The sequence below is a fragment of the Bacillus sp. DB-2 genome (assembly GCF_003315125.1).
Classification (GTDB): domain Bacteria; phylum Bacillota; class Bacilli; order Bacillales; family Bacillaceae_G; genus Bacillus_A; species Bacillus_A mycoides.
The window spans coordinates 160,052-186,139 of record NZ_QNRN01000004.1 but is presented as its reverse complement, the minus strand read 5'-3'; the positions used below and the strand labels follow the sequence as shown (position 1 = coordinate 186,139).

Here is a 26,088-nt window from a genome sequence, read left to right as displayed (position 1 = left end):
AAAATAGTTGACTCTCACACAATGTCAATATTTAAGATAAAGTTGAGTTTCGAAGTAGATGTAAATCCCAAAATCTAAAAATTGCATTCCTTTTAAAGGTTGCAACAGACCATAAATTAAACTTAGTAGACATGCAAATCTAAATAGTAGTGTTTCATAATGTTTTAATGATTTGGAGGGGGAATTTTGATAGATATTAATAGAGACGTAAGAACATCTGGCGCGTATGTTCTTTATAATAATCTATTTATTTTTCAAGTTGGTCCAACAAGAAAAGGCGATACATTAGGTGTAGTAAGGCTGGGAGGCCATAAAGAAAACAATGAGACAGCAGTAGAAACCGCTAAAAGAGAAGTGAAAGAAGAAGCTGCTATTGATATTACTATATTGAGTTCACCAAGTACATACTACAAAGAGAATTGGAATGCACAATCAAAGAAAATAAAAGTAGAAAATGAAGTCGCTCCAATATTAATTATTGATAGTCCATATGAAACTTTATCTATTATGTATATTGCACATTCAGAAAATGAACCAAATCCATCTTCTGAAACAAACGGACTATTATTACTTTCAGTAAGTGATATTAGGCTAATTTGTAGTAAGGAAATAACACTAAACGATTATATTAAGCAAGGTGGAATGGCTATATTGAAAGAAAAAGTGGATAAGGAGTTAATCTTACAACCTTTTCCTCAACTTTTGTTTTTAGCAGAACTTTTAAAAAAGGATCCTTTATTACTTCAGCAGTTTCTAAATTAGCAACAAAAGCCACCTTAATAAGGGGCTTTTGTTTTAAATAATTTAATGATATGTGTATCCTCCATCAGGAAATAATACATTACCTGTAGTAAAACCATTTTGCATTAAATACAGGACAGTATGTGCAATTTCATCATTATACCCAGGTCTCTGTACAAGAGAAAGAGATTTATAATCTTCATAAGCAGCTAGTCTTTTCTCATTTTGTTCATTCTCTCTTCGTATCGTTCCAGGAGAAACAACATTAACTCTAATTGGAGCTAATTCAACAGCTAAAGCTTTTCCTAAACTTTCAATAGCGCCATTACAAGCGCCATAAGCAGGTGCACCTTTAAGTGGTCTTTGACTAAATGCACCGGACATTAACACGATGGATCCAGAGTTTGAAAGAAAAGGAATCGCATATTTTACGGCGTAATATTGTGGCCAAAACTTTCCGATAAAGCTACTTTCAGCAATTTCCTCTGTAGCGGTTATTGGTCCAAGTGTGTAAGAGGCTCCCGGTGTGAATAAATGATCAAAATTCCCAACTGTCTTGAAAAAATCTTGTAATTGCTCTTTATTTTGATTATCCAATACATAAGTTTGAAGATGGTTGTTATTTATTAATTCTCGAGAAATTTTTAATTTTTCTTCCGAGCGTCCTGCAATAATAACATGTGCGCCTTGTTCGATTGCTTGTTTTGCTGTTGCTAATCCAATACCAGAACTCCCGCCGATGATAACGATATGTTTATCTTTTAATACAGTAATAGACATGATTAAACATCTCCCTTAATATAAGATTTAAAATAAGTTGTGTTAATTTTATTATTCGTTAAAAAATGACTACTGAAAAGTACGCACTTTATATGTACTTAGTCGCGAATTTCGTACTAATCGCTTGTTATATGGATACATAATATAAAAAATTAATCATTATAATTTATGATTTGAGGGGAGTGGTGAGGAAAATGAATTTAGAGGAACCGAAATTAAAAGGAGTAATAGCGACATTACAAATAATCGGTGGGAAATGGAAACCACTTATTTTATTTATTTTGCTAACAGATGGAACGAAACGGTTTGGTGAATTAAAGCGATTAATACCAGGCATTTCTCAAGGAACATTAGCGAAGCAGCTTCGTGAATTAGAGCACGATCAATTAATAAAACGCGAAATTTATCAAGAAATACCACCTAAAGTGGAATATAGCTTAACTGAGCATGGAAAAACAGTCAGTATTGTTTTGGATAGTATGTGTGGTTGGGGAAGAGGACATTTAGAATATATCGATAAAAACAAACTATAATATTATTATGTAAACTAAAGGGGGTTTGTCGAAACATATCGTTTTAGTAATTTGTATTTTATAATATATAATTAAATAGTGTTATAGGTTATTATATATGCAGTCTTCCAGATGAAGTGATATAGATGAAATGCTGTATCGTTCGAAGTAACTAGTTGTTTGGGGCTGAAAAAATGCGTAGCAGATATAAAAGAAGACGTAGGCCCTTTCACGATAATATCAACTATGAGTCTATTTCGAGAATCATCTAAACAGTTAATGCATTTTTACAAAGGGGAAATAATAAAATGAATGAATTAGAGTATAAAAGTTTTTATGATAAAGTGGGACGATTAAATGGGTGGGACTTTAGTAAGCTAAAGTGTGAAACTGTAGGTGACACTTGGGACTTTTATGGCGAAGTGCAAGAAAGATGTAAACCATCAGATATTCTACTTGATGTTGGCACAGGTGGAGGAGAGAATATATTAAAAATAGCATCTTCAACTGCATTACTGATTGGAATAGATAATTCTAATGGAATGATCAAAACAGCACATTCCAATTTGAATAAAGCAGGTGTACAAAATGTTGAATTTCTTCAAATGGATTCGGAATTTTTAACGTTTCCGCATGCTCATTTCGATATTACTTCAAGTTGTCATGCGCCGTTTGTAGCATCTGAATTGGCAAAAGTAATGAAAAAGGGTGCTTTTTTCTTAACACAACAAGTTAGTGAACATGATAAATTAAACCTTAAAGAAGCATTTGGCAGAGGACAATGCTTAGGTGAAAGAGATGGAACTTTAAAAGAAAAGTATATGGGTGAACTTATTAGTGCGGGATTTGAACTCGTGCAAGTGCGTGAATACGATGTCACCGATTATTACAGTACTCCTGAAGATCTCATTTTCTTATTAAAACATACGCCTATTATTCCTAGATTTGGAGAAGAGGAAGAGGATTTTAATATTTTACAAAAGTTCATTGACGCTAATAGTTCCGAAAAAGGTATTCGTACGAATTCAAAAAGGTTTATGATTATTGCTGTTAAATCATAGTGTATTTTAACGTAAAAGCTGATTTTCTTTAAAAGAAAATCAGCTTTTTTTGTGGAAAAGAATGCAGGGAAAACTTAAAAATCATAGAAATAGGTAAAGTAGTAATCTAAAAATTGAAATATAGGGGATAATTATTTTGAAACGTTACTATATTAACAACGAAAAAATAAACGCACATATTACTGAGTGGGGAAATAATGAAAAGCCCGTTATCTTTTGTTTACATGGGTTAGGTAGTACGAGTTTAAGTTTTATAGAAATTGCAGAAGAATTAAAGGAAGAGTATAGATTTATCTCCATTGATGCACCTGGGCATGGTAAAACACCGCCTTTTGAAAGAACGGAAGATTATGAGATGCTGAATTTAGCAAACTGGTTAAATGAAATAATAAATGAACTGAGAATTGAACATTTCTATTTTTTATCACATTCGTGGGGAAGTTTTGTAGCACTATTTTATTTATTAAATAATCCAGAAAAAGTACTAGGAAGCATTCTTATTGATGGAGGATATCAAACAAAAAGGCTTAAAGAAGAAACGCTTGAAGAGGAAATCGCGTATTACGAAAAGGATTTTGAAGAATATATTTTTAATAATTGGGATGGATTTTTCAAAAGTGAAAAAGAAGCCTATACTAGGTGGTCTCCATTATTAGAAATTGCTGTAAAAGACCTAGGGATTGAAATGGATAATGAAGTATGTTGGCATGCGAGAGGTACAACAGCTGGTAATATAATAAGAGGTATGCATAAAGATGAAACGATAGATATTTACGAGAAGTTACCATCTAATATTATATTGCTTCGAGCTACACTACCGCAGATATGGGATGAATATAGAGATAAAACAGTGGAAATTTTTAAGTTAAAAACTGGCGCGAAAGTAAAATTAATCTCTGATACTACACATTTATTACACTGGGATAAACCAGAAGTTGTTATAGAGGAAATAAAAAGTAATTGGAGCTAACATATTCATACTAAAGTTGTAGTTTTTACACGAAAAATCCACCCTTCGGTTTGATTTTATCTATTTATAAGTGTAATACAATAAGAATAGATAATAAGAAACAAGGGGGAATGTAAAGTGATTACACATATATCAGATATAAAACTACAAACGGTTTCTATAGAAGGGGTAAAACAAGTTTATAAAGACATATTATCTTTTCCAATAAAAAAAGAAACCGCATCATATATTCAATTTGAAGTAACACCGTATACAACAATTAGTTTTCAAGAAGTATATGAACCAATTGCACCTGCGCATTTCGCTTTTGAGATCCCATATTCAAAATTTCATGAAACAGTAAGATGGCTTGAAGGTTCTGGATTACTCATTGTGAAATGGAAAGATGGTCATACAATTGATGAGGAAAACGGTCGATTCAATTTATACTTTAAAGATGGTGATGGAAATCTTCTCGAAATTATCGCACATAGTTATGTTAAAGAAGAGGTATTAGTCCCGCATTCACCGTTAAACATTTTATACGTAAGGGAAATTGGTCTTCCGGTTAAAAGTGTACCTGTATTTACGGAATGGTTGAAATCAAATCTAGACATGAAAACGAAGGAAGATGGGGATATTTTCAACTTTGTTATAGGTGGCACTGCATATATCATCGCAACCTGGTGGCAGCGACCTTGGATTCCCATTGCGATGAAAGCTTTACCACCGAAAGTACATGTTTCATTCGGAACACCGGATCATGCGTTTTTACAACAAATCCAAAATAACTTTAAGAAAAATAGTGTTCCATTTGAAAGTAAACATATTGAAGTATTGTTTATTCAACAAGGGTATTCATTTTCTGTTTTGCATACACCGGAGTTTCATTCCGATATTCCTAGAAAATTAAACTTACCACTTTCTATATAATTATAGGGAGGGGTAAGTTTTTTTCATTTTCATGAAGAAGGGTTTCAATATAATTACACTGAATTTATAGAGGACTATAAAGCGTTATTCTAATTTACTGTAAGGAGAGAAATGAATTGAATCTAGGAAATCCGATAGCCAAAGGAAATACGGCTGAAATTTATCTTTGTGATAATAAAGTTGTGAAATTGTTTAAAGAATACCTCCCTAATACAGAATCTCTATACGAAGCACGAAAACAAAAGTATGCATATTCATGTGGTTTACACGTTCCTAAAGTATTTGAAGTTACAGAGATACAAGGTAGACAAGCTATTATTATGGAATATGTAGAAGGGGAAAGTGTTGGTGAGCTTTTGCTTAATAATTTGAGTAAAGCGGAGCATTATATAAGTATATGTGTTAGTGTACAACAAAAGATTCATGCGATCTGTGTGAGATCGGATGAAATAGAGCTGATGGAAAAGAGGCTTTATCGTCAAATTAATTCTGTTCATAATCTGGATGAAAAACAAAAGGGAAATATATTAAAAAAGTTAGATTCAATCACATTTGAACCTAGATTATGTCATGGTGATTTACATCCGTTTAATTTAATTATGAGTAATGGTGATGTAAAAATTATAGATTGGGTTGATGCTAGTTCAGGTGATATTCGTGCAGATGTGTTCCGGACATACTTATTGTATTCACAGAATTCAGTGGAATTAGCTGAAATGTATTTACATATATATTGCAAAAAAACAGGTTTATTAAGAGATGAAATTTTCCAGTGGGCTCCTATTATTAGCGCAGCTAGATTGGCAGAGAGTACACCTCTGTAAATAAAAGATGTTTTCAAGTATTTATTTTGATCCCTATTAAAATAGTGAATCATTTATTTTTTTACTCATTGATTCTCTCCGTTATTTTTCTTGCTAATTCTTTTCGGTTTGTCATATACTTAAAAGAGACCAAACGTTTTCTTTTAGGAGGACACAATGCGTAAAGGTGAATTAACAAAAAGAATGATTCTTGATCGTTCCTCTGCTCTGTTTAATGTAAAGGGGTATAGTGGTTCTTCAATTTCTGATATTATGCGAGAGACTGGGCTAGAGAAGGGTGGTATTTATCGTCACTTTAAAAATAAAGATGACTTGGCTGTTCAAGCCTTTCAGCACGCAACTTCACAAATGGGAGTACGTTATGCCGAAGAGATAAAAAAAGCATCCAATACGTTGGATAAGTTAAAAACTTTTATTTCAGTTTTTACATCTCTCATTCATAATGATCCTCTTCCTGGAGGGTGTCCAATCATGAACGTAATGTTAGAAGCAGATGATTCCCATCCTCTCATGGCAGTACAAGCACAGATAGCGATGAATCAATTACTTGGAATAATTGAAAAGATTATTACGTATGGAATTGAGCAAGGAGATTTAAAACCAGATACTCAAGCAAAGCAGGTTGCTATCATCTGGATTTCTTCTCTTGAAGGAGCACTTGCCTTGTCACGCTTATACCAAGATACAGTCTATATTGATACAGTATCGTCACGACTTTTAGATGAATTGGAAAAACAAATTACGGCCAAGTAAGCCGTAATTTTTATCGCTAAAAAGAGACTGTTCGGTTTCTTTTTTGGGGGTGATCACTTAATAGAAATTCCATGATGGAACTATGAAAGAACGGATGAGAGAAGAATGGTACTAATACAAAATAGTAAATTGAAAAATGTGTAGAATATGAACGATTTCGGCCTACCTGTTTCTAATTTTTGGAGGAGTGTGAAAAAGGATATGAGAGAAATAGAAACAATCGTAATTGGCTCTGGACCTGGAGGATATGTTGCTGCAATAAGAGCTTCACAATTAGGGCAACAAGTGGCAATTATAGAAAGAGAGAATCTTGGTGGCGTATGTGCTAACGTTGGCTGTATTCCATCTAAGGCACTTATTTCTGTAGGTCATCGCTTTGAGGAAACAAAGCATTCAGAAAATATGGGTATTTTTTCTTCTGGTGTAAATGTTGATTTTGCAAAAGTACAAGAATTTAAAAACAACGTTGTAAAGAAATTAGTAGGTGGTGTAGAAGGGTTATTAAAAAGCAATAAAGTAGAAGTGATAAAAGGTGAAGCTTATTTCATGGATGCTAACATTATACGAGTAACCAATAAAGATGCAGCTCAAACATATACATTTAAAAATGCAATTATAGCTACTGGATCACGCCCAGTTGAAATTCCAACATTTAAATTTACAAAACGTGTGATTAACTCTACAGGTGCACTTAGTTTAACTGAAGTTCCAAGTAAATTGGTTGTAATCGGTGGTGGTTACATTGGTACTGAATTGGGCTCTGCTTACGCTTCCCTCGGTTCTATAGTAACAATTATTGAAGGAGGTAAAGATATTTTAACTGGCTTCGATAAACAAATGACTCAAATTGTGAAAGAAGACCTTATAAACAAAGGTGTTACAGTAATAGTAGATGCATCCGCTAAAGGTGTAGAAGAAGTTGAAAATGGTGTAATTGTTACCTACGAAATTGGTGGTGAAGAAAAGAAAGTTGACGCTGATTACGTATTAGTAACGGTTGGCCGTCGTCCTAATACTGAAAATATGGGTTTTGAAAAAATCGGTATTGAGTTTTCTGACCGCGGTTTATTAAAAGTTGATCAACAATGCCGTACTAACCTTCCGAACATTTTTGCTATAGGAGATATCATTGCTGGTCCACAGTTTGCACATAAAGCATTTTACGAAGGGAAAGTAGCTGCCGAAGCTATCTCTGGTGAACTATCATTTGTTGATTACTTGGCAATTCCAGCAGTTTGTTTCACAAATCCTGAATTAGCTACAGTTGGTTATACTGAAGAGCGAGCAAAGGCAGAAGGCATGGAAGTAAAAGTGATTCAATCCCCATTTTCAGCAAACAGTCGTGCACTTGTATCAAATGAAGGAAAAGGGTTCTTGAGGCTATTGGTGCGTAAAGAAGATGGTGTATTAGTAGGTGCTCAAATCGTGGGAAATGGTGCATCAGAAATAATTGCCGAAATGGGTTTAGCAATTGAATCAGGCATGACAGTTGAGGATATTGCATTAACACCACATGCTCAACTAACTTTAAGTGAGATTGTGATGGAAGCTGCTGAGGCCATAATTTACAATTTTAAATAAATATTAATTAATAAAAATTGGATTGCTTCGTTTTTTAGAAATTCTAAATAAAATAAATGTAGAGATAAATAAATATGTAAAAAACAATCTTTACTAATAAACTTCTTAATAATATATTATGGCTAATTGAGCCGTTTTTTTACCGCAAAAAAGAGACTATTCGGTTTCATTTTGTGAGAGGATTTATTCATTTATTAGAGAATAAAAAGTGAAATTATGGAAAATGAATATGAGAGGAGAATACAAATGAGTCAATTTGTTAATTCAACAATGGAAGGTAAAAATTTTAGTGCTGTTCAAGTAGGAAAGTGGGAGGATCTGCTTCAATATAAAAATGGAAATCCATTTAAAGCTCCTGGAAAGGTATTTCTTAAAGATGACTTACAATGTACAGGGATGGAAGCTTCACTAAATGTTTTCCCTCCAGGTATTTCAATGCCCTTTTATCATAAGCATAGAGAAAATGAAGAGCTGTATATCTTCGTCAAAGGACAAGGGGAATTCAAGATTGATGATGAAATCCTTGAAATCAAAGAGGGTACTGTCATAAGGGTGGCACAAGAGGGGGAAAGAATTTGGCGTAACAATTCAAGTGAACCTCTTTATTTTATTTGTATTCAAGCTAGGGCAAATACTTTGGAAGAAAGTAATATCGAGGATGGTATTAAGCTAGATAAATCCTTTGAATGGATTGAAAAATAGGTGCCACTGTACGATTAAATATCGTTTCGCTCCTTGTATTTTGTTTTTTGAAGAAAACTTATCTATAGAAAAGTACACCCAATTGTTAAACTGAATGTAACAATTGGGTGTACTTCATAGGAAACCAACTGTGTTTAAAGAATGAGTTTTTTCAATCTTTATTCTATAAAGGTTCATTATCCGTACTTGCTCCTCAGTTAACTCTTCTTTATTCCAATACATATGCATTAAACTATATTCGAATATCTCCTTTAATTTAATAAATAATGGAAGCTGCTCTATCATTTCTTTAGGTAGATCATTTTCCTCCTGGTATCCGTCGATTATTGCTTTTGTAATAGAATTCTCATAGTCGACTATGTTGCCATTCCCAACGAAAGAATATTCTATCGCGCTATAGACTGGAACAGCTAAATCGAATATGTAAAAATGTTTTTCACAGTCTTGAAAATCAATCATTGTTAAATTTAAATCATTGTCCACTAATATGTTTTCTAACCATAAATCTCCATGAATTAAGCCGTAATTTGAAGTGGACTTTGGCAGCTCCTTTATAGAAGTTAAAACGTCAGATGCAATTTCTCTTATAGTAGTTTCTTCTTTAGGGATATAGTTAAGAAAATTATACTCTTCATTTTCATACCAGTCGTTTATATGATTTACCGGTTGAATTCTTTCAAAGTCTTTAGATATACGATGTAATTTTCCAATTTGTTGACCGATCTTTTTAAATACATTAGAATTCCATTCGTTTCTTGGTAAATGTATACCAGGAGCAGCTTTATATAATACAGCAAAAACTTCTTTGTCTAAGGTTATTTTCTCTACTAAATTCGCCTTTAAAGAAGGTATTATTGGAGGGACTCCTAAGCCCTTTTGATATAAAAAGTTCGTATATGTAACTTCTTCTAATTGCTCTTCATATGTTTTATAGTTTGTAATTCTAACGAAGTAAGTACCTTGTGCTGTGAGACATTGATACATTTCATTTGTTATTGGTGTCATTTCAATAAAATCCAATGGATATAGTTTATTAATTAGTTTAAGTATCTCTTTTTCTATATTATTCATTTTAACTTCCTTTCCAAACATAAATTTTCCACTCACAACACTACTAGTTCCTTAACTTACAAATTTCGTGCTTTATTTGGTAGAATCCTTTAAAAAAGATTTATCCCGTAAAAACCCGATTAGTATGGGATAATAATCAGTGGGGAGGAAGAAACTCCCCACTGATTAAAGTTTCACTTTATTGGAAAGTTAAGTAAATGTATGACAAAATAAGATAGCTGAAAAAATATGAAATGAGTAATTACATATGATATTTAAAGGTTCTAGAGAGTGGTTAATGTTATAAACCACAAGAAATATCAAAAGAAAGAAGTGGATACTTCTTATAATTTTTAGTGAGGAGGGGGATAAATGAATGAACATATACAGCTAATGATTGAATGGATTGAGGGTAATTTAAAAAAGAAGTTTTCATTAGATAAATTATCTAATTATATGGGATATTCTCCTTACTTCTGTTCGTTTAAATTTCATCAAGTAACAGGGATAAGTATTAGACGATATATTCTTCTTAGAAGATTGTATTTATCAACGGAAGATTTGACGAATGATAGAAAGATAATTGATATCGCATTTGATTACGATTACTCTTCGCAAGAGGCTTATAGTAGAGCATTTAAAACTGTTTTTGGTATAACCCCAGGAAAATTCCAACTTAACAAAATACCGGTTCAATCATTTATTAAACTCTCAATCAATGATGGCAAGGAGTGGGATAGAATGAATTTTTCTAGAAAAATTGAAGTTGATCAGTTACGAAATGCGAAGAGTGAGCTGTTTGATAAAGATGTACTAAATATATTAAATGGTCAATTTATGTATGAAGAATTTAAAAGTGAAAAACTAATGGGGGAGTCTGATTACGCTCCATTTAATGAAGCTATGTGTGTAAATACGACTACTGCACAGATTTTTGATGATGAGTTTATTAAAACAAGGGCAGAAGGACATCAAGGTACTGTAGAAAATTATACGAAAAAGGTTATTCATCCTTTAGAGAATCTTTTTAAGAAAGAGTATAAATGTATTGTTTTATGGTTCGGTGAAGATATGTTTTGCCAAATGAATCTACTTACAGTACTTTCTTACCTTGAACAGTCTGGTTATAAGGGAAAAGTATACTTAAATAGCTTCAGAGAGGATGAATTTAAAGTTAGTCAAATTGAACTTGAATTAGGGAACTATTTTTCTGTTTACAATGAAGTTCTAGTAAATCATAAAAAGCCATCTCATGAGGTACTACCTGTAATGTATCAGGCGATAGATTTATATTTAGAAATGCTAAAAGAAAATAATGTAGTAGTAAAGTATATCTCCAAAAATAAAGATTTACCAACACAAGAGTTATTAAAAAGGTTATTTAATCTTTTTCCAACAATAGGATATGGGGACCTACAATATATAGAGCTTATTAATAAAGCGAGATAAAAATTGAAACTAATTAGATGAGAATACAGTACAAAAAAGATGCACCTAAAAGGATAGGTGCATCTTTTGTACTTATATTTGTTCAAGTAAATTTAATTCTTCTTCTACAAATGCCATTAATTCTTTTATTGTCTCACTAGAAAAATCAAAACGAATTCCAGCTGCTTCATATACCTCTGGTAAGGATTCAGAGCTACCTAGAGATAATGCTTGTTTGTAATTTTGTAGTGCTTGTTTAGGATTCTCTTTATATTGTTTATACATTTGCAATGCACCAAGTTGCGCGATTGCATATTCGATATAATAGAATGGTATTTCGAATATGTGTAGTACAGGTAACCAGCCAGTTGCTATCCAGTTTTCATAACCTTCAATATTTACCACATTCGATTGGTAAGTGTTATGTAATTCTAAATATTTTTCATTTCTTTCTTTAGCAGTATGATTTGGATTTTCATACATCCAATGTTGGAATTGATCAACGATAAGCATTTGTGGTAAATACTTAACAATATCTTTAAAGAAATCTAATTTTGCTTTTATAAATTCTTCTGTATTCTCATAAAATGTATCCCAATACTCCATCGAAAACAATTCCATTGTCATGCTGGCTAGCTCAGCTGATTCTGAAGGGATTTCTAAATATTTTTGTAGCTTTAGCTGCTTCATACATTCATTATGAATACTATGGCCCATTTCATGGAGGAAAGTAGTAACATCATAATGTGTATGATTGAGATTCATAAAAATAAAAGATAATTGAGAAGCAGGTAAGTGTTCGCAAAATCCTCCAGGTGCTTTTCCTTTACGACTTTCTAAATCTAAGCAATCATTTTTATGCATACGGCTCAATAATGCAGAAAATTCTGGGTCTAGTTTTTGTAAAATATGAGAACTTTTTTCGATTAAATCACTCTCGTCTTCAGTGGGTTTTAATACTTTTTGATTTGGTGCGGCTGCTTTTAGATCCCACGGACGAAGTGTATCTACTTGAAGTTCAGCTTTTTTCTCATTTAATATATTATCAATAAGTGGCACAACGTATTTACGAACGGATTCTGCAAGTTCATAGCAATCATCAGCCGTATAATCAAAACGTTCATGTTTTTTAAACATATAATCACGATAATTATCTAATTGAATGTTTTTTGCCTTTTGGTGGCGAATTTCAATCAATTTATTTAAGATGTTTTGGAGTTCTTTTTCAACAGATAAGTACTGTTCAGAGATAAGCGTTTTTGCTTTTTTTCGTATATCACGATTCGGATTTTGTAAGTAAGACTGTAGTTCAGTAATTGTTTTTTCTTCGCCATCCCATAGTGCAGTCAAACTGCCTGTAATTTCGAAGTACTCGGTTACTAATTTGTCTTCTTTTACTTCTAAATCAATGTTCTTTTCACAAAATAATGTTTGCGCATTTTTTATTTTTTTATCTAGTAAGCTATAAGTTTTTGGATCAAGTTGCATTCGAAATGGTGACTCTAAATATTTATTATCAAAGGAATTTTGATAACGTTTCAAAAGAGGCCTTACATATTGTTGATCATATTCAAACGTATCTTTTATTTCTTTGTTATCTGTATTACATTGAAAGTCAATATAGTGTGATCTCAATTGTTCTTCGATTTCCCATATTAATTTCGACTGTATTTTTAGCCAATTTTCTAAATCTTCTCCTGAAGAAATGGGTTTACTTAATGAAGTAGATAATTCGTTCTCTAGCTCATGTATATTACGGATATCGATCGTATTAGAGTTCTGCATTATTTACCTCTCACTTTTTATTTACTCAAGGAGGTATTCTTCTTTTTCGCTATGATTCCTTTTTTTCCTAGAAAATTTGTGCCTATTACTCCAAGAACAATCATAAGTGTACCGACAATATGATAGTAGGAAATTTGCTCGTGTAAGAATACAACGCCTGCGATAATGGTAATAAGTGTAGATAAGTTGCTAAAAACACTTATTTTTGCTGCTTCAATATAAGATAATGAATAGTTTAATAACAACGCTGTTAGTAAGGAAGATAATAATCCTAAATATAAAATGGAGATAAGGAATGTTCCATTCGTAAATGGCTTAAAGTATACAGTTATTGTACCTTTGTTCATATGGTCAATGATTGCGATGAAATTAAAACTAATAAAACCGATTGCTGTCATTGTGTATGTTAAATCCATTAGCTTGAATTTCTTTGTCATTTTTCGAGCTAATACATTGTAGCAAGCAGATGATAATGCCGATAATAAAATGAGAATAACACCGATGAAGCTCGTTTCATGAGCCCCTATACCATTCATAACAAATATATAAATGACACCTATGACAGAAATACATACTGATGTTTTTTGCCATGTATTCGTATATTCTTTTAAAAAATAGGAAGCTAGTATCATCGTAAATATAGGGATCGCTGCTTGTATAATTCCAGCTTCAGATGAACTTGTATATACTAAGCCAAATGCTTGGAAAGCAAAGAACAATGCTGGATAAAATATTGCGAGTGGTAAAAGGGCAAGTATGTTTTTAAATGATATATTTAACTTTACAAAACCGAAAATAACCGGAATGCTTGCTGCTATGAAGGCAACTGTAAAACGGTGAGCCAGAGTATCAAGAGGACTCGTAATCGTTAGTGCTAGTTTCACAAACATAAATGAAAATCCAATAATTAAAGAATAGAGTAACGCTGATAAATATGCTTTTGTTGTATTTGTCATAATTCCACCTCATAGTAGTTGATTTCTTACTGGCCAGTATACGTACATAGTAATCTTTATGATCTAGTGCTACAATGTGAACAAATGCAAACTGTACCGGTACAAAAAATAGGAGGTGTAATGATGTATAAATATTTACATGTTTTGAACGACTTAGAAAGTATGATTCAAAATGGTGAGATAAAAGAAGGAAAGAAATTACCGTCTATACGGTCGCTTGTTACACAATATGAATGTAATAAGGCGACTGTAATACGAGCGCTGCATGAATTGGAAAAGCGTCATATTATTTATTCTGTACCTCAAAGTGGATACTACGTTGTTAAGAAATCTGGAAGTTACGTAGAAAGTAACGAGATTATTGATTTCGCTTCTTCGGCCCCAGATCCAGATGTTTTTCCATACTTAGATTTTCAGCATTGCATTAATAAAGCGATTGATACATATAAGAATGATTTGTTTATATACGGAACACCGAAAGGGTTACCATCTTTAATTTCGGTTGTGCAAAAACAATTAGCAAACTATCAAGTTTTCACAAAGGAAGATAATATATTTATAACGTCAGGTGTGCAGCAGGCGCTTGCAATACTAACTTCTATACCATTTCCGAATGAAAACGAAACGATATTAATTGAACAGCCAACATATCATTTATATATTGAATATCTAGAAATAAATAAAATTCCTGTAATCGGCATCAAACGTACGAATGAAGGCATCGACTTGAATGAATTAGAACGTATATTTCGAACAGGAAAAATAAAATTCTTTTATACGATACCGAGATATCATCATCCACTTGGAACGTCTTATTCTAAAGATGAGAAAGAAAAAATCGTGCTATTGGCCAAGAAGTATAATGTATTTATAGTGGAAGATGATTATTTAGCAGATTTAGAAACAGATTCAAAAGCAGATCCGTTATATAGCTTACATAATTGTAATCATGTCATATATTTGAAAAGTTACTCGAAGATTATTTTTCCAGGTTTACGAGTCGGTGTGGCGGTTATTCCACCAACTATTGCAAATGATTTCCATAAATATAAAAAGATTTTAGACATCGATAGTCCAATGATATCTCAAGCTGCTTTAGAAATTTATATAAAGAGTGGCATGTTCGAACGCCATAAAAATAAAATTAAATCCTCCTATAATAATAGATCAAAAAAACTAGCAGAAACATTAGAAAAAGTGCATAATGAAAACCCACTTTTATTTAAATATAAGAAGTATAATACAATAGGAATCCATACTTGTTTAGAAATAGATAAAACCAGTATTTCGGAAATGTTTTTACAAAAATTGAGTGATATTCAAATAAATATTGATACTATTGATAAAAATTATGTAAGGGATTTTCCTAAAGAAAGACTGTTAAAGTTAAATGTATCGAATGTAAAAGAAAATCAGATAGAAGAAGGTATACGCAAAGTAATTGAGGAAATCAAACAATCAGAACGTCTAAATTTTCAATTTAAAAAAGAATAATATGAATAAGGAGGTTTGTTGTGAGACACAAATTAATAACCTTGTTTATATGTATTACTATAGTAATTGGAGCGATGGTAGTTACTAAATATTATATAGAAGATGATCAATGCATAGCAGTTGGTATGTATTCAAGAGGTATAATCGTAGATCAAAATAACGAACCTATATCAAATGTGAAAATTTATGAGGATTCAATTGAAAGTAAGGAACGTAGTATTTCAAATGAACAAGGTGAATTTGAAATTGCAAATGGTGTTTGTGGTGACATTACGTTACAATTAGTTACTCCAAATAGCGAAATCTATACGAGGAAGTATGAAAGAAAGCATATACCCCAAGTTATAAAGTTGAATTATAAAAATGAAGGTGAATAAAATGAAACCATTACAAGGAAAAGTAGCAGTTGTAGCAGGTGCAACACGAGGCGCCGGAAGAGGTATTGCGATGATGCTTGGTGAAGCCGGTGCAACTGTATATGTAACAGGAAGAAGTACAAAAGGGAATTTATCCTGTATGGGGAGAACTGAAACGATTGAAGAAACGGCAGAGCTTGTTACAAAGCAAGGCGGAAAAGGAATCGCAGTTCGTGTTGACCATACAGTAGAAGAAGATATTAAAGCTTTATTTACAAAGATTCAAGAAGAACAAAATGGACAGCTTGATATTTTAGTAAACGATGTTTGGGGCGGCGATCCTTTAACGGAATGGGAGAAATCTTTCTGGGAACACAACCTACATAACGGACTACTTATGCAACAAAGAGCTGTTCATTCTCATATAATGACAAGCCATTACGGTGTACCATTAATGGTGAAAAATAAAATGGGACTTGTTATTGAAATTACAGATGGCGTCGATTATCAATATCGAGGTAATTTGTACTATAGTTTAGCAAAAGTCTCAACAATTCATTTAGCAGAAGCTATGGCGAAAGATTTAGAACAACACAATATTACAGCTGTCGCAGTTAGTCCAGGATTCCTTCGTTCAGAAGCGATGTTAGATATATTTGGTGTAACAGAGGAGAATTGGCGAGAAGGAGCTAAACAAGACCCTCATTTTATCGCATCAGAAACTCCTTTCTTTGTTGGCAGAGCAATTGCATCTTTAGCAAGTGATCCAACTGTTCATGAAAAAACTGGACGAGCGTTAAGTTCATGGGAATTAGGAAGAGAGTATGGATTTACAGATATGGATGGAAGAAGACCAGACTGGGGAAAATATTTTGAAGAAAATGTTTTAAATCAAAATTAATATTTTTTAAGAGCACTCATTTGTAGGAGTGCTCTTTTTTATTTAAGAATAAGTATTATAGTTTTTTCACAAAAAACAATGGTAAATAATTCCTGTTAGATGGTATCCTTTATGTATAGTGTATATATTTTATAGGGGGGGGAAATGTATGGCAGTTCTTGTAGTAGAAAATTTATATCAAATGTCTTTATTTCTAATGCTCTTATGCTCATTTTTCTTTTATAGATATTTAAAGAATATAAAACGTGAGAGAAAGCTGACTGTTTTTGAATTTACGATGTATATTATTACTCTATTTACGATTTATACTTGGGCATTCACTTTTGTTATTAAATTTTTGTCTAAATCATAATTTGCATTGAAACTCTCTATTATAAAATAGTTACTTTTACCTTCTAGGAATATAAACATAGTCTGTGTCTAAATCAACTACAATATCACTTAAAATATCTTTTGAATAAATTTTTGAAATACGTTGATAATTATTTCTAACACAAAATAAGGAAACAATTTCGTTATAAGATAGATCATTGTGTTTTATGTTTTTATACTTTTTCTTTAAATCAGCAATAGAACAGCTACTTCCAATAACATACTCATTAATTTCATATCCATCAAATTCAATTATCATGTGATCACTGTTGAGTGCTAGCCAACGTTATAGCTTTAATTTTGGATGAATCTATTATACATTGTTTGAATTTTGGTGAGAATATATTTTTGTAAAGTGGGAGGGTAGTAATGGAACAATATAAGTTAGTTTTAGAAGGACATAAACAATTAAATTGGCAAACTTGTGAAATTAAGTCTATACAGGATGATGAAATTATCGTTAAAACAATCGCAGGTGCAATAAGTATTGGAGCAGAGTTACCACAGTATAAAGAATCGGATGTTACAGATACTAATCCTTTTTATCCAAGAAAAACTGGATATGAAAGTTATGGTGAAGTTATTCAAGTTGGAAATAAAGTAACACATTTAAAAGTAGGTGATAAAGTAGTTTCTTTTTATGGGCATCAAACGATAGGAATAGTTAAGGGACATAAAGTAATTCGAGTACCTAGTTATATAAAACCTAAAGTTGCCTTATTATCCATTCTTTCATGTGATGCTGCTAAAGGAGTATTAAAACTAAACCCACGACAGGATAGAAAGGTACTTATTACTGGAATGGGAGTTATGGGTTTACTCACATGTTATTTCTTAAAATACTATGCAGGTGTGGATCATGTGGATGTTGTTGAACCTAATAGAAATAGAAGAGAATTGGCAAATAAATTTGGTGCAAAAAACATATATGATTCAGAAGAGCAAATAATAGAAACATATAATTACGGTTTTGAATGTTCAGCTACAAATAGCGGATTCCGTACATTGCAAAAAGCACTTAACAGTAATGGTGTAATATGTATACTTTCTGATGGTAATAAAGTAGAACTAACATTAACCGCCGACTTTTATCGGAAAGAATTGCAAATCATTGGGTCAAGTGACGGATATGATTATCAAAAGCATGCAGATTGGTTTTTTAGAAAAATAGAACAAACACCATTTATAGAAGAAATTTTTGAACATGACATAGATTATACTGCACTCGTACAATGTTTTGAGGAATTGAGTCAAGGGATGATTAATCCTTTAAAAGTATACGTTTCATATGAATAATGAAAAAACTAACCAAATATTTGTCACATACTTTATATATGTTTTGTCTCAATTATGATATTTAAAATAAGAAGGAACACATATGCAAATTTTTGTAGCAGGTGCAACTGGTGTAATAGGATGTTCTTTATTGCTAATGTTAATAAGAGAAGGTCATATTGTGTTTGCAATGATTAGTAATGAGTCGCAAGTAGAAGCAATAAAAAAAGTTGGTGCTATACCAGAAATAGCCGGGAGAGAAGCTTCAAATAATAAAGCACATAAAGAGTGTGGATGGATACCTTTTCATCCTTCATGGTCTGATGAGTGTGTGAAATATCATAAAAATCCTTTAATGGGAATACTAGTAACATTCACAATTAAAGGATTGGACTGTAATGAATATACTTTTTGAAAGCTTTATTTTAATCCTCACTGGAATTATTTTTTTGAAATTGACAGGTAGTAAATCTGTTAGCCAAATGACGAGAGCTGAAATTATTATTGTTGTTTCTATAGGTCGTATTATTGTAGAACCTATATTAAGTAGGAAAGTAGTCCCATCTATTTTTACTGCGTTTATTTTTGCGAGTGTTTTACTTATCATTCATTTTTTTGAATTGAAATCACGAAAAATAGAAAAGTTTCTAAATGGAACTAGCATCATTGTTATAGAAAACGGGGAGATTTTAAAAAAGAATTTATTACGTGCAAAAATGTCAGAACAACAATTATTTATGCATCTGAGAGAAAAAGGCATACATGAAATCAAGAATTTACAACAAGCAACTGTAGAAACGAATGGACGGATTGGGTATCAACTAACTACCAAGGCACAACCAGTTACTTTGGAAATGCTAGAAAAGCTTCTAGAGCAATGTAATCTGAAAAAATAGTTTTAGACTGAAAAGCGCTTCTTGTACATAAAGGCACTTTTCGCAAACGTGTAAAAGTCCCTTCAGTAATCCTGAAGGGACTTTCGTGTTATCTAATTTATCGAGGGTGATGACGATCAATATTACGATTAACAACAACGTTAAAGTTCATAAAAATAAACAGAATGAATAATTGACAAAAAATGAGAATAGTAGTAATCTAACGTAAAACATACGCTACCGTATTTTATTGGAGAGATAATATGCAATTAACGAGAGAAGACTGGATAAAAGTAGGATTACAACAATTAGCTAATGAAGGTATACATAAAGTTCGCATTGAAGCACTTGCTCGATTGCTAAAAATAAGCAAAGGAAGCTTCTATCACTATTTTCGTGACCATCAAGAGCTTTTAGATTCTATGCTCGACTTTTGGGAAGTACATGCAACAAAGCTGATTGTTCAAAGTATGGAGCAACAGGATGCCTCTTTAGAACAGCTATTACAGATTAGTTTTAATCGAGATAAAAAAATTGAGAATGGTATTTATGCTTGGGCTAAATATGATCCTGTTGTGGCAGCACGTTTAGTAGATATAGAAGAACAAAGAATTTCTTGTGTTGCAAAATTGTATCAAAAAATGGGCGTAGACGAAACTGAATCAGTTGATCGAGCGAGACTTGCCTATTTAACGTATGTAGGGTGGATGACAAGGTTTGAAGCAAATCTTAATTTTGATATTGATAAAATGGTTGAGCTTTTAACTTCTTTCAGCGGGTGTCCAAACATCCACTGAAAAAAGTAAAGCCTCCGGACGCAATTATGCTGAGGCATAATGGATTATTCGATAATAAATGTCCCTAATATGGTTATAAAACCTGAAGGGACAATACTTTCACTATAACATACGGTAGTGTATGTTATCTTTGAAGTTACGAAATTGGGGGCGAATAAATGAAATTACTATTAATAGTAGTAGCTGTGGGGCTTCTGTGGTTTATCAGTTTTTTGCATATTTATTGGGCTTTTGGAGGTCGATGGGGTTCTGCTGCTGTTATCCCAGTAAAAGAGGGAGAACATAAGCCTGCTTTTACTCCGAGAATATGGGGAACATTATTCGTAGCCATTCTTATTCTATTAGCTAGTGTCATTATTGTTGTTCAAGTAGGTTATTTGCAGGGGTTCGAAGCAAATAGTTTATCTAAAATCGGAAGTATTGTCTGTGCTTTAGTTTTCATTATTAGGGCAATTGGTGATTTTAAGTTTGTTGGATTTTTCAAAAAAATTAAACATTCGCAGTTTGCTAGACATGACACTTGGTTCTATAGTCCATTATGTTTATTCTTTGGTTTTGTCTATATCATGTTGTTGTTTTAATAAGTATAATGAATTCCCTATAAAATAAATTTTATGCAGGAAGAAAACACCTCTTATTGAACAAGTAGTAACAAAAAGTTTGAGCATAGCAATAGAGCAATACGGGTTCTGGTGACAGCGAAGTCCGCTATGATTAGTCATTTGTGTTTAAAAAGAGGATAGATAGGGCGAATTTATTCAAGCTCTTCTATCCTTTTAATTTTTATAAATATAATGTATGACATTAGATAAGAATTCACTATTAATAATAGGTTCAGCTTATATCTTGACTTTTAATAAAATTTTAAAGTGTTGGTTTTTTATTGTGTGAATAAGAGGTTAGTTGTTGTTTTGGAGTTTAAATCATTGATTTAAACTTAGCAATTGTATCATGTAATCTTTCTAATCCAATCAACATATCTTTATCATTTAACATTGAATAACTAATTCGTAAATGATTATATTGAGTTTCATGGCTTAACAGACAAGCTGTTCCAGGTAAAAAAGAAACATCTACTTCATTCGCTTTTTGTAATAATGTAAAAGGATCGATTGACTGCGGGAGTGTAACCCATAAGTTAAATCCACCATTAGGTATTTCAAATTCTAATTCTTTTAATGGAGATAATATATCAATTGTTAAATCGCGTCTAATTTGTAAAGCAGTACGTAATTTTTCTAAATGATTTTTCATTCGTTCGGCTCGTAAAAAAGGAAGTAGTGCTTTTTGTGTCAATAAGGGACTACCAATATCCATCGAAGCCTTCACGGCGTATAACCATTCAAAGATAGGACCTTCAGCTATAAGTGCCGCGATGCGAAGACCTGGTGCTAACGTTTTACTAAATCCTTTTAAATATATAACATGACCATTTGTATCAAAGCTTTTTATTGGAGGGGGAATTTTAAAATCCTCAAAATAAATTTCTCCGAAAGAATCATCCTCAATAATGAAGAAGTTATATAGCTCTGCTAGTTCTACAAGTTCCATTCTTCTTTCTTTACTCATTACTGTGCCCGTTGGATTCTGAAAAGTAGGATTCACATATAACAAAACAGGATTCTTTCTTTGACAAATATCATCGATTAAATCTGAGCGAATGCCATTGTTATCAAGACTAACAGGGATAATTTGAACTCCTTTATTAACAAATACATCAAGCGCCGCTCCATAACACGGACTTTCTACTAACACTATGTCTCCAGGCTTTAATAATGTTTGGGCGATTAAATCGATTCCTTGCTGGGCACCACTTGTAATTAATAATTGAGATGGATCTGTAACTAATTGTTGGTGTTCTTTTAAGTAGTTTGTTATTTCCACTCTAAGTTCTTTATCGCCTTGAACAGGTCCGTAAGTTGCTAGTATCATTTGATCTTTATTAAGTAATTTGTGCATTTCATCTGAAAGAAACGGATTTGGTAATAAACGTGGATAAAGGACCGCCTGTGAAAAATCGAAATATTTACGGTGTTGGTTCATCACATATTGAGAACGCATAACATTAATGGATTTCGTTTGTTGCCATTGATATGGAATTGGTTTGAAATCTTTATTCATACGTTTATGTATATAGGCACCTTTTCCTTGTTCAATTCGTATATAACCTTTCGTTTCTAACTGTTTATAAGCTTTACGAACAGTTAATAAACTAATTTGCAAATCATCGGCCATAGAACGTAAAGAAGGGAGGTAATCGCCATGTGAAAGCATCCCGCTTTGAATTCTCTCAACAATTTGCATATATATTTGTTGGTAATATGGTATGTTGGATTCTTTACGTAGTACTATCTTCATAGAATCACCTGTTTTTCTTTTTAATTTAATTAAAGCGAAAAACAGTCTGACAATCAACTATATTTTTATTCAACTGTTATATGCGTGGATACACTGTTATACACCATATCCTCTATACTCATTTCAAGAGTAAAAAGGAGGAAGGAAAATGGTCATTTTAAATTATATTTTAGTATGTATTATTTTTGGAACGACATTTTTAACGATAAAAATTGGAATAGAAGCGGGGGCACCACCATTATTTTCAGCTGGAATTCGTTTCTTTTTGGCGGGCCTTATTCTCATTATTATTTTTAAATTAAAGCGAAAGGATATTATGCCTTACTTATTATCGAAACGTATTATATATGCTGGTTTTTGTTTAACATTTATGACATTCGCGACCCTTTACTGGGCTGAACAATATATTTCTTCTGGATTAGCTGCAGTTCTATCTGCAACAGCCCCAATGATGATTTTGCTATTACAATCAAAGAAAAATAAAACAAAATTGCAAAAAGAACAACTTGTTGCTTTAGTTATAGCACTTACAGGAGTTTTGTTTATATCTTTACCTGGCATGCATCAAGAACTTACTTTCATATGGAGTATTGCATGCCTTGTTATATTAGTAGGAGAGTTGTTTTATGGAATAGGTTCTATTCGTTCTAAAGAGATACTTTCAGATTTACCTAACGTATCACCATTTCTTATTAACGGCATTCAAATGTTTTATGGAGGAGTTTTGCTATTAATTGTATCTGTTGTAATGGAACAGCCGAATTTAGCTGTATTAACATCTTGGAATGTACAATGGCCAATTTTATATCTTATATTTGTAGGATCTATCGGTGGACACGGTTTATATTACTGGCTTTTATCAAAAACAAATCCAGTATTTCCATCGACTTGGTTGTATGTATCTCCGTTAATTGCTGTTATTGTAGATTATTTTGTATTAGGAGAACCATTAAATCCTGCAATGGGAATTGGTGCTTGTTTAATCTTGATTGGTGTATTTTTAGCGAATCGTTCTACACTTGGAGTTTATTTTAAGCAAGGGAGGTTGTTAAAAAAAGAGATGTAGTTAAAGTTTAATGATGTGGAAAACAGCGAAAAACGCATTCAAACTTTAGAAGGAAAAATAGTTAATTTAGAGAAAGTGATTAACACATTAGAATATAGATTAGAGATAGTAAAATCAAAAACACAGTTGGAGAAATAACCAACTGTGTTTTAATATAGGGTGTATTTAATTTTACACTTAACTAAATCGATCGCATATTGTTTGGTGGATAAGTGTTATTTTTTTATTACGGTATTACCCATCGCAATAGAAATTCGATTCCAACTATTTATTTGATTAATGATTAACACAAGATCAACATATTGTTTTTCGTCAAAGTATTCACGTACACGGTTGTATAGAGTTTCAGGAACTCTTTTAGTAGGAATGAGAGTAATATGCTCCGATAGTTCCAAAGCAACTTTTTCTTCAGGAGTATAAAAATCACAATCATCCCAAGCGCTTAAGCAGTAAATTCTTTGCTCGGTTTCACCCAATTTTAGGGCGTCAGAAGTATGCATATCAATACAATAAGCACAACCATTAATTTGAGATACTCTAATTTTTATAAGCTCTCTAACAGCTCGATTAATTGAAGATTTCTTCGTGTATTTCTCCATATCCATCATAATTTTCATACCATCAGGCGAAATATCATAATAAGACATTCTTTGACTCATAAGACAAAACCTCCGTTATTATAAAAACACACTAGGTCGCTATTGTGACTTCTAGTGTGTTTTTGTAATTAATTCACTTTTTTTATAAAACCTTTATAATGACGCTTAACAAGTTGACTTTCTAACGTCTTCATCGTTTCTAATGCAACACCTACGATGATTAGTAAACTTGTACCACCGATTTGAGCAGATGGTGGTAATGTAGCGATTTTTGTAAATACAAGTGGTAATATTGAAATTGCTCCTAAGAAAATCGCACCGATAAATGTTAAACGGTATAAAATTTTTGTTACATACTGTTCTGTAGATTTACCTGGGCGAATACCCGGGACATATCCGTTTTGCTTTTTCAAATTCTCAGCCATTTGTTCAGGATTTACTTGAATAAACGCGTAGAAATATGTGAAGGCAACGATAAGACCCACATATAGTGTCATTCCAAATGGATGTGAAAAATCAAGATTGGCAATTATCCATTTAGATACGCTTGAATCAGGGAAGAGCTGCGCAATTGTACGCGGCGTCATTAAAAAGGCTGAAGCAAAGATAACAGGAATTACACCTGCACTATTTACTTTAAGAGGTAAATGAGTATTTTTTGCCCCTTGATATTGATTGTTTCCTGAAACAGCTTTTGCATATTGAATCGGTATTTTTCGAACAGCTTGTTGAATGTAAATAACACCAACAACTATCGCTAAAATTACGAGTCCAATTAAAACCATTTTTATTATGTGCATAAATAACTGATCGCCTGCGTTTTGGAATTGTTGCAAATAAATTTGATTAGCGACATTCGGAATCGCCGCAACAAGTCCTGCGAAGATAATCATTGAGATTCCATTACCAACGCCATTAGCGGTAATTTGTTCACCTAACCAAAGTAAAAATGCAGTACCAGCAGTTAAAACTGTCGCAATAAATAAGTATGTAGTCCAGCTTTGATCTGTAATTAATTGTCCACCTGCTATATTATTAAAACCATAAGACATCCCAATGGATTGTATAAATGCGAGAATGATTGTAAAGTATCGAGTAAATTGAGCTGATTTCTTACGGCCCATTTCTCCTTGCTTTGCCCATTCTGTAAATTTAGGTACAACGTCCATTTGTAGTAATTGTACAATGATAGAAGCTGTAATATATGGTGTGATACCTACAGCAAAGATTGAGAAGTGTTGCAGTGCTCCTCCGCCAAATACGTTTAGCATACCTAAAACGTTGGCTTGATCTTGTACTTTTAATACCTCTGCGTTAGTATGAGGAACTGGAATAAACGTGCCAATTCGAAAAACAATTAGCATCGCTAGTGTAAAAAGAATTTTGTTTCTTATCTCAGCTACTCTCATGAAATTTGAAATCGTACGAAACATTATGTCGCCTCCTATATTTTTATCAGTTCAAAACTGATTATTATATCCCGATGAAGTAACCACAAACCTCCTTCCGCATTAAATTCATTTGACAAATGGAATTTTATACATTTTGTAGTTTTCACGGATATAAAAATATAAGGTGTTATACAAGCGATTTATTGACTTTTCGTAATCATTCAATACCCATAATATAACTAATAAATTAACAAATGTACATACATAAGCATTAAAAATGAATGAATAGGATGATTTTTTACATATATTTAATGCTAGATTGATAATTAGGAACGTTTTATGTGGTTATATTGAAGGGATTCCGTGGAAAGTATTATGATGTAGCTGTAGCGCATAATAACCCCAAGGAAATCTTCAAGGATGTTGAGAGAACTCATACGTTTCAGCATGAATTAGAGAACCTACTAAAGAAAGAAAAGATTGGATTGGAATAATAGTGAAGGAAAATCTTTTTTCCATAGAGAATATTTCTAGCGTAGGAATCTAAGT

29 protein-coding genes are annotated in these 26,088 nt (G+C 32.4%); 21 read left to right on the top strand and 8 right to left on the bottom strand.

Annotated features, from left to right (window positions below; genetic code table 11):
• The first annotated feature begins 186 nt into the window (after window positions 1-186).
• Window positions 187-762 carry an NUDIX hydrolase gene (locus DET63_RS08715; RefSeq protein WP_113936447.1) on the top strand — a complete coding sequence of 192 codons (576 nt, stop codon included), beginning with the start codon at window positions 187-189 and terminating at the stop codon, window positions 760-762.
• A 42-nt stretch (window positions 763-804) separates the two neighbouring features.
• Here the strand turns inward: DET63_RS08715 and DET63_RS08710 are convergent, their stop codons facing one another.
• Complete coding sequence (locus DET63_RS08710) at window positions 805-1,521, bottom strand: SDR family oxidoreductase (RefSeq protein ID WP_113936446.1); 717 nt, start codon at window positions 1,519-1,521, stop codon at window positions 805-807.
• Between the two features lie 194 nt (window positions 1,522-1,715).
• Between DET63_RS08710 and DET63_RS08705 the strand changes: the two genes are divergently transcribed.
• From DET63_RS08705 to DET63_RS08670, 8 genes are all read left to right on the top strand, one after another.
• Complete coding sequence (locus DET63_RS08705) at window positions 1,716-2,054, top strand: winged helix-turn-helix transcriptional regulator (RefSeq protein WP_002013343.1); 339 nt, start codon at window positions 1,716-1,718, stop codon at window positions 2,052-2,054.
• A 287-nt stretch (window positions 2,055-2,341) separates the two neighbouring features.
• A complete protein-coding gene (locus tag DET63_RS08700; RefSeq protein WP_113936445.1) occupies window positions 2,342-3,094 on the top strand; it encodes a class I SAM-dependent methyltransferase in 753 nt (250 codons plus the stop codon).
• A 136-nt stretch (window positions 3,095-3,230) separates the two neighbouring features.
• On the top strand, window positions 3,231-4,064 hold the full coding sequence (locus DET63_RS08695; protein WP_113936444.1) for an alpha/beta hydrolase: 834 nt from the start codon (window positions 3,231-3,233) through the stop codon (window positions 4,062-4,064).
• 117 nt (window positions 4,065-4,181) lie between these two features.
• Window positions 4,182-4,976, top strand: a complete 795-nt coding sequence (locus DET63_RS08690; protein WP_113936443.1) for a VOC family protein — start codon at window positions 4,182-4,184, stop codon at window positions 4,974-4,976.
• 116 nt (window positions 4,977-5,092) lie between these two features.
• Entirely contained in the window at window positions 5,093-5,800 is a 708-nt protein-coding gene (locus DET63_RS08685; RefSeq protein ID WP_113936442.1) for a phosphotransferase family protein, read from the top strand.
• Between the two features lie 156 nt (window positions 5,801-5,956).
• Window positions 5,957-6,553, top strand: a complete 597-nt coding sequence (locus DET63_RS08680; RefSeq protein WP_113936441.1) for a TetR/AcrR family transcriptional regulator — start codon at window positions 5,957-5,959, stop codon at window positions 6,551-6,553.
• A 201-nt stretch (window positions 6,554-6,754) separates the two neighbouring features.
• Window positions 6,755-8,134 (top strand): dihydrolipoyl dehydrogenase, encoded by a 1,380-nt coding sequence (lpdA, locus tag DET63_RS08675; RefSeq protein ID WP_113936440.1) that lies wholly within the window; start codon window positions 6,755-6,757, stop codon window positions 8,132-8,134.
• 246 nt (window positions 8,135-8,380) lie between these two features.
• The gene (locus DET63_RS08670; protein WP_113936439.1) at window positions 8,381-8,836 is read left to right on the top strand and encodes a cupin domain-containing protein; all 456 of its coding nucleotides are present in this window, start codon (window positions 8,381-8,383) and stop codon (window positions 8,834-8,836) included.
• Window positions 8,837-8,950: 114 nt separating this feature from the next.
• On the opposite strand, the gene DET63_RS08665 is transcribed toward DET63_RS08670, so the two are convergent.
• Entirely contained in the window at window positions 8,951-9,928 is a 978-nt protein-coding gene (locus tag DET63_RS08665; RefSeq protein WP_113936438.1) for a phosphotransferase enzyme family protein, read from the bottom strand.
• Between the two features lie 330 nt (window positions 9,929-10,258).
• Here DET63_RS08665 and DET63_RS08660 point away from each other — a divergent pair, with 330 nt between their 5' ends.
• Entirely contained in the window at window positions 10,259-11,335 is a 1,077-nt protein-coding gene (locus DET63_RS08660; protein ID WP_016091399.1) for a helix-turn-helix domain-containing protein, read from the top strand.
• 72 nt (window positions 11,336-11,407) lie between these two features.
• On the opposite strand, the gene DET63_RS08655 is transcribed toward DET63_RS08660, so the two are convergent.
• Window positions 11,408-13,099 carry a M3 family oligoendopeptidase gene (locus DET63_RS08655; RefSeq protein WP_113936437.1) on the bottom strand — a complete coding sequence of 564 codons (1,692 nt, stop codon included), beginning with the start codon at window positions 13,097-13,099 and terminating at the stop codon, window positions 11,408-11,410.
• Between the two features lie 17 nt (window positions 13,100-13,116).
• Window positions 13,117-14,055, bottom strand: coding sequence for a DMT family transporter (locus DET63_RS08650; RefSeq protein WP_002136490.1), 939 nt, complete (start codon window positions 14,053-14,055; stop codon window positions 13,117-13,119).
• 123 nt (window positions 14,056-14,178) lie between these two features.
• Between DET63_RS08650 and DET63_RS08645 the strand changes: the two genes are divergently transcribed.
• The 4 genes from DET63_RS08645 to DET63_RS08630 all read left to right on the top strand — a co-directional run bounded on the left by DET63_RS08645 (window position 14,179) and on the right by DET63_RS08630 (window position 17,158).
• Complete coding sequence (locus DET63_RS08645) at window positions 14,179-15,549, top strand: aminotransferase-like domain-containing protein (protein WP_002085387.1); 1,371 nt, start codon at window positions 14,179-14,181, stop codon at window positions 15,547-15,549.
• Window positions 15,550-15,569: 20 nt separating this feature from the next.
• On the top strand, window positions 15,570-15,926 hold the full coding sequence (locus DET63_RS08640) for a carboxypeptidase regulatory-like domain-containing protein (RefSeq protein WP_002085386.1): 357 nt from the start codon (window positions 15,570-15,572) through the stop codon (window positions 15,924-15,926).
• Between the two features lies 1 nt (window position 15,927).
• The gene (locus DET63_RS08635; RefSeq protein ID WP_113936436.1) at window positions 15,928-16,806 is read left to right on the top strand and encodes an SDR family oxidoreductase; all 879 of its coding nucleotides are present in this window, start codon (window positions 15,928-15,930) and stop codon (window positions 16,804-16,806) included.
• A gap of 148 nt (window positions 16,807-16,954) precedes the next feature.
• Window positions 16,955-17,158: a hypothetical protein gene (locus DET63_RS08630; protein ID WP_113936435.1), complete on the top strand. Its 204-nt coding sequence runs from the start codon at window positions 16,955-16,957 to the stop codon at window positions 17,156-17,158.
• Window positions 17,159-17,194: 36 nt separating this feature from the next.
• On the opposite strand, the gene DET63_RS08625 is transcribed toward DET63_RS08630, so the two are convergent.
• Window positions 17,195-17,437 carry a hypothetical protein gene (locus DET63_RS08625; protein WP_113936434.1) on the bottom strand — a complete coding sequence of 81 codons (243 nt, stop codon included), beginning with the start codon at window positions 17,435-17,437 and terminating at the stop codon, window positions 17,195-17,197.
• A gap of 110 nt (window positions 17,438-17,547) precedes the next feature.
• On the opposite strand from DET63_RS08625, the gene DET63_RS08620 reads away from it, so the two are divergent.
• The 5 genes from DET63_RS08620 (at window position 17,548) to DET63_RS08600 (ending at window position 20,706) form a co-directional block, all read left to right on the top strand.
• Window positions 17,548-18,474 (top strand): zinc-dependent alcohol dehydrogenase, encoded by a 927-nt coding sequence (locus DET63_RS08620; protein WP_113936433.1) that lies wholly within the window; start codon window positions 17,548-17,550, stop codon window positions 18,472-18,474.
• Window positions 18,475-18,556: 82 nt separating this feature from the next.
• Window positions 18,557-18,868 (top strand): hypothetical protein, encoded by a 312-nt coding sequence (locus DET63_RS08615; protein WP_113936432.1) that lies wholly within the window; start codon window positions 18,557-18,559, stop codon window positions 18,866-18,868.
• On the top strand, window positions 18,852-19,349 hold the full coding sequence (locus DET63_RS08610; RefSeq protein WP_113936431.1) for a DUF421 domain-containing protein: 498 nt from the start codon (window positions 18,852-18,854) through the stop codon (window positions 19,347-19,349). The genes DET63_RS08615 and DET63_RS08610 overlap by 17 nt, the downstream gene beginning before the upstream one ends.
• A 242-nt stretch (window positions 19,350-19,591) precedes the next feature.
• The gene (locus DET63_RS08605; RefSeq protein WP_113936430.1) at window positions 19,592-20,125 is read left to right on the top strand and encodes a TetR/AcrR family transcriptional regulator; all 534 of its coding nucleotides are present in this window, start codon (window positions 19,592-19,594) and stop codon (window positions 20,123-20,125) included.
• A 158-nt stretch (window positions 20,126-20,283) separates the two neighbouring features.
• Window positions 20,284-20,706, top strand: a complete 423-nt coding sequence (locus tag DET63_RS08600; protein ID WP_113936429.1) for a DUF3995 domain-containing protein — start codon at window positions 20,284-20,286, stop codon at window positions 20,704-20,706.
• 337 nt (window positions 20,707-21,043) lie between these two features.
• On the opposite strand, the gene pdxR is transcribed toward DET63_RS08600, so the two are convergent.
• Entirely contained in the window at window positions 21,044-22,483 is a 1,440-nt protein-coding gene (gene pdxR / locus DET63_RS08595) for a MocR-like pyridoxine biosynthesis transcription factor PdxR (RefSeq protein WP_113936428.1), read from the bottom strand.
• A gap of 148 nt (window positions 22,484-22,631) precedes the next feature.
• Here pdxR and DET63_RS08590 point away from each other — a divergent pair, with 148 nt between their 5' ends.
• Window positions 22,632-23,549: a DMT family transporter gene (locus tag DET63_RS08590; protein WP_113936427.1), complete on the top strand. Its 918-nt coding sequence runs from the start codon at window positions 22,632-22,634 to the stop codon at window positions 23,547-23,549.
• 215 nt (window positions 23,550-23,764) lie between these two features.
• Here DET63_RS08590 and DET63_RS08585 read toward each other — a convergent pair whose 3' ends face one another.
• A complete protein-coding gene (locus DET63_RS08585) occupies window positions 23,765-24,208 on the bottom strand; it encodes a carboxymuconolactone decarboxylase family protein (RefSeq protein WP_113936426.1) in 444 nt (147 codons plus the stop codon).
• Between the two features lie 68 nt (window positions 24,209-24,276).
• Window positions 24,277-25,581: a preprotein translocase subunit SecY gene (gene secY, locus DET63_RS08580; protein WP_113936425.1), complete on the bottom strand. Its 1,305-nt coding sequence runs from the start codon at window positions 25,579-25,581 to the stop codon at window positions 24,277-24,279.
• A gap of 299 nt (window positions 25,582-25,880) precedes the next feature.
• Between secY and DET63_RS30165 the strand changes: the two genes are divergently transcribed.
• The gene (locus DET63_RS30165) at window positions 25,881-26,033 is read left to right on the top strand and encodes a hypothetical protein (protein ID WP_181777901.1); all 153 of its coding nucleotides are present in this window, start codon (window positions 25,881-25,883) and stop codon (window positions 26,031-26,033) included.
• Window positions 26,034-26,088 lie beyond the last annotated feature (55 nt).

Bases quoted from the DNA above. Each gene is read 5' to 3' on its own strand.
- pdxR (WP_113936428.1), bottom strand. From the start codon at position 22,483: ATGAAGATAGTACTACGTAAAGAATCCAACATACCATATTACCAACAA.
- DET63_RS08620 (WP_113936433.1), top strand. From the start codon at position 17,548: ATGGAACAATATAAGTTAGTTTTAGAAGGACATAAACAATTAAATTGG.
- secY (WP_113936425.1), bottom strand. From the start codon at position 25,581: ATGTTTCGTACGATTTCAAATTTCATGAGAGTAGCTGAGATAAGAAAC.
- DET63_RS08700 (WP_113936445.1), top strand. From the start codon at position 2,342: ATGAATGAATTAGAGTATAAAAGTTTTTATGATAAAGTGGGACGATTA.
- DET63_RS08710 (WP_113936446.1), bottom strand. From the start codon at position 1,521: ATGTCTATTACTGTATTAAAAGATAAACATATCGTTATCATCGGCGGG.
- DET63_RS08655 (WP_113936437.1), bottom strand. From the start codon at position 13,099: ATGCAGAACTCTAATACGATCGATATCCGTAATATACATGAGCTAGAG.
- DET63_RS08600 (WP_113936429.1), top strand. From the start codon at position 20,284: ATGAAATTACTATTAATAGTAGTAGCTGTGGGGCTTCTGTGGTTTATC.
- DET63_RS08585 (WP_113936426.1), bottom strand. From the start codon at position 24,208: ATGAGTCAAAGAATGTCTTATTATGATATTTCGCCTGATGGTATGAAA.
- DET63_RS08615 (WP_113936432.1), top strand. From the start codon at position 18,557: ATGCAAATTTTTGTAGCAGGTGCAACTGGTGTAATAGGATGTTCTTTA.
- DET63_RS08590 (WP_113936427.1), top strand. From the start codon at position 22,632: ATGGTCATTTTAAATTATATTTTAGTATGTATTATTTTTGGAACGACA.
- DET63_RS08665 (WP_113936438.1), bottom strand. From the start codon at position 9,928: ATGTTTGGAAAGGAAGTTAAAATGAATAATATAGAAAAAGAGATACTT.
- DET63_RS08630 (WP_113936435.1), top strand. From the start codon at position 16,955: ATGGCAGTTCTTGTAGTAGAAAATTTATATCAAATGTCTTTATTTCTA.
- DET63_RS08610 (WP_113936431.1), top strand. From the start codon at position 18,852: ATGAATATACTTTTTGAAAGCTTTATTTTAATCCTCACTGGAATTATT.
- DET63_RS08670 (WP_113936439.1), top strand. From the start codon at position 8,381: ATGAGTCAATTTGTTAATTCAACAATGGAAGGTAAAAATTTTAGTGCT.
- DET63_RS08705 (WP_002013343.1), top strand. From the start codon at position 1,716: ATGAATTTAGAGGAACCGAAATTAAAAGGAGTAATAGCGACATTACAA.
- DET63_RS08625 (WP_113936434.1), bottom strand. From the start codon at position 17,437: ATGATAATTGAATTTGATGGATATGAAATTAATGAGTATGTTATTGGA.
- DET63_RS08605 (WP_113936430.1), top strand. From the start codon at position 19,592: ATGCAATTAACGAGAGAAGACTGGATAAAAGTAGGATTACAACAATTA.
- DET63_RS08660 (WP_016091399.1), top strand. From the start codon at position 10,259: ATGAATGAACATATACAGCTAATGATTGAATGGATTGAGGGTAATTTA.
- DET63_RS08650 (WP_002136490.1), bottom strand. From the start codon at position 14,055: ATGACAAATACAACAAAAGCATATTTATCAGCGTTACTCTATTCTTTA.
- DET63_RS08645 (WP_002085387.1), top strand. From the start codon at position 14,179: ATGTATAAATATTTACATGTTTTGAACGACTTAGAAAGTATGATTCAA.
- lpdA (WP_113936440.1), top strand. From the start codon at position 6,755: ATGAGAGAAATAGAAACAATCGTAATTGGCTCTGGACCTGGAGGATAT.
- DET63_RS08680 (WP_113936441.1), top strand. From the start codon at position 5,957: ATGCGTAAAGGTGAATTAACAAAAAGAATGATTCTTGATCGTTCCTCT.
- DET63_RS08635 (WP_113936436.1), top strand. From the start codon at position 15,928: ATGAAACCATTACAAGGAAAAGTAGCAGTTGTAGCAGGTGCAACACGA.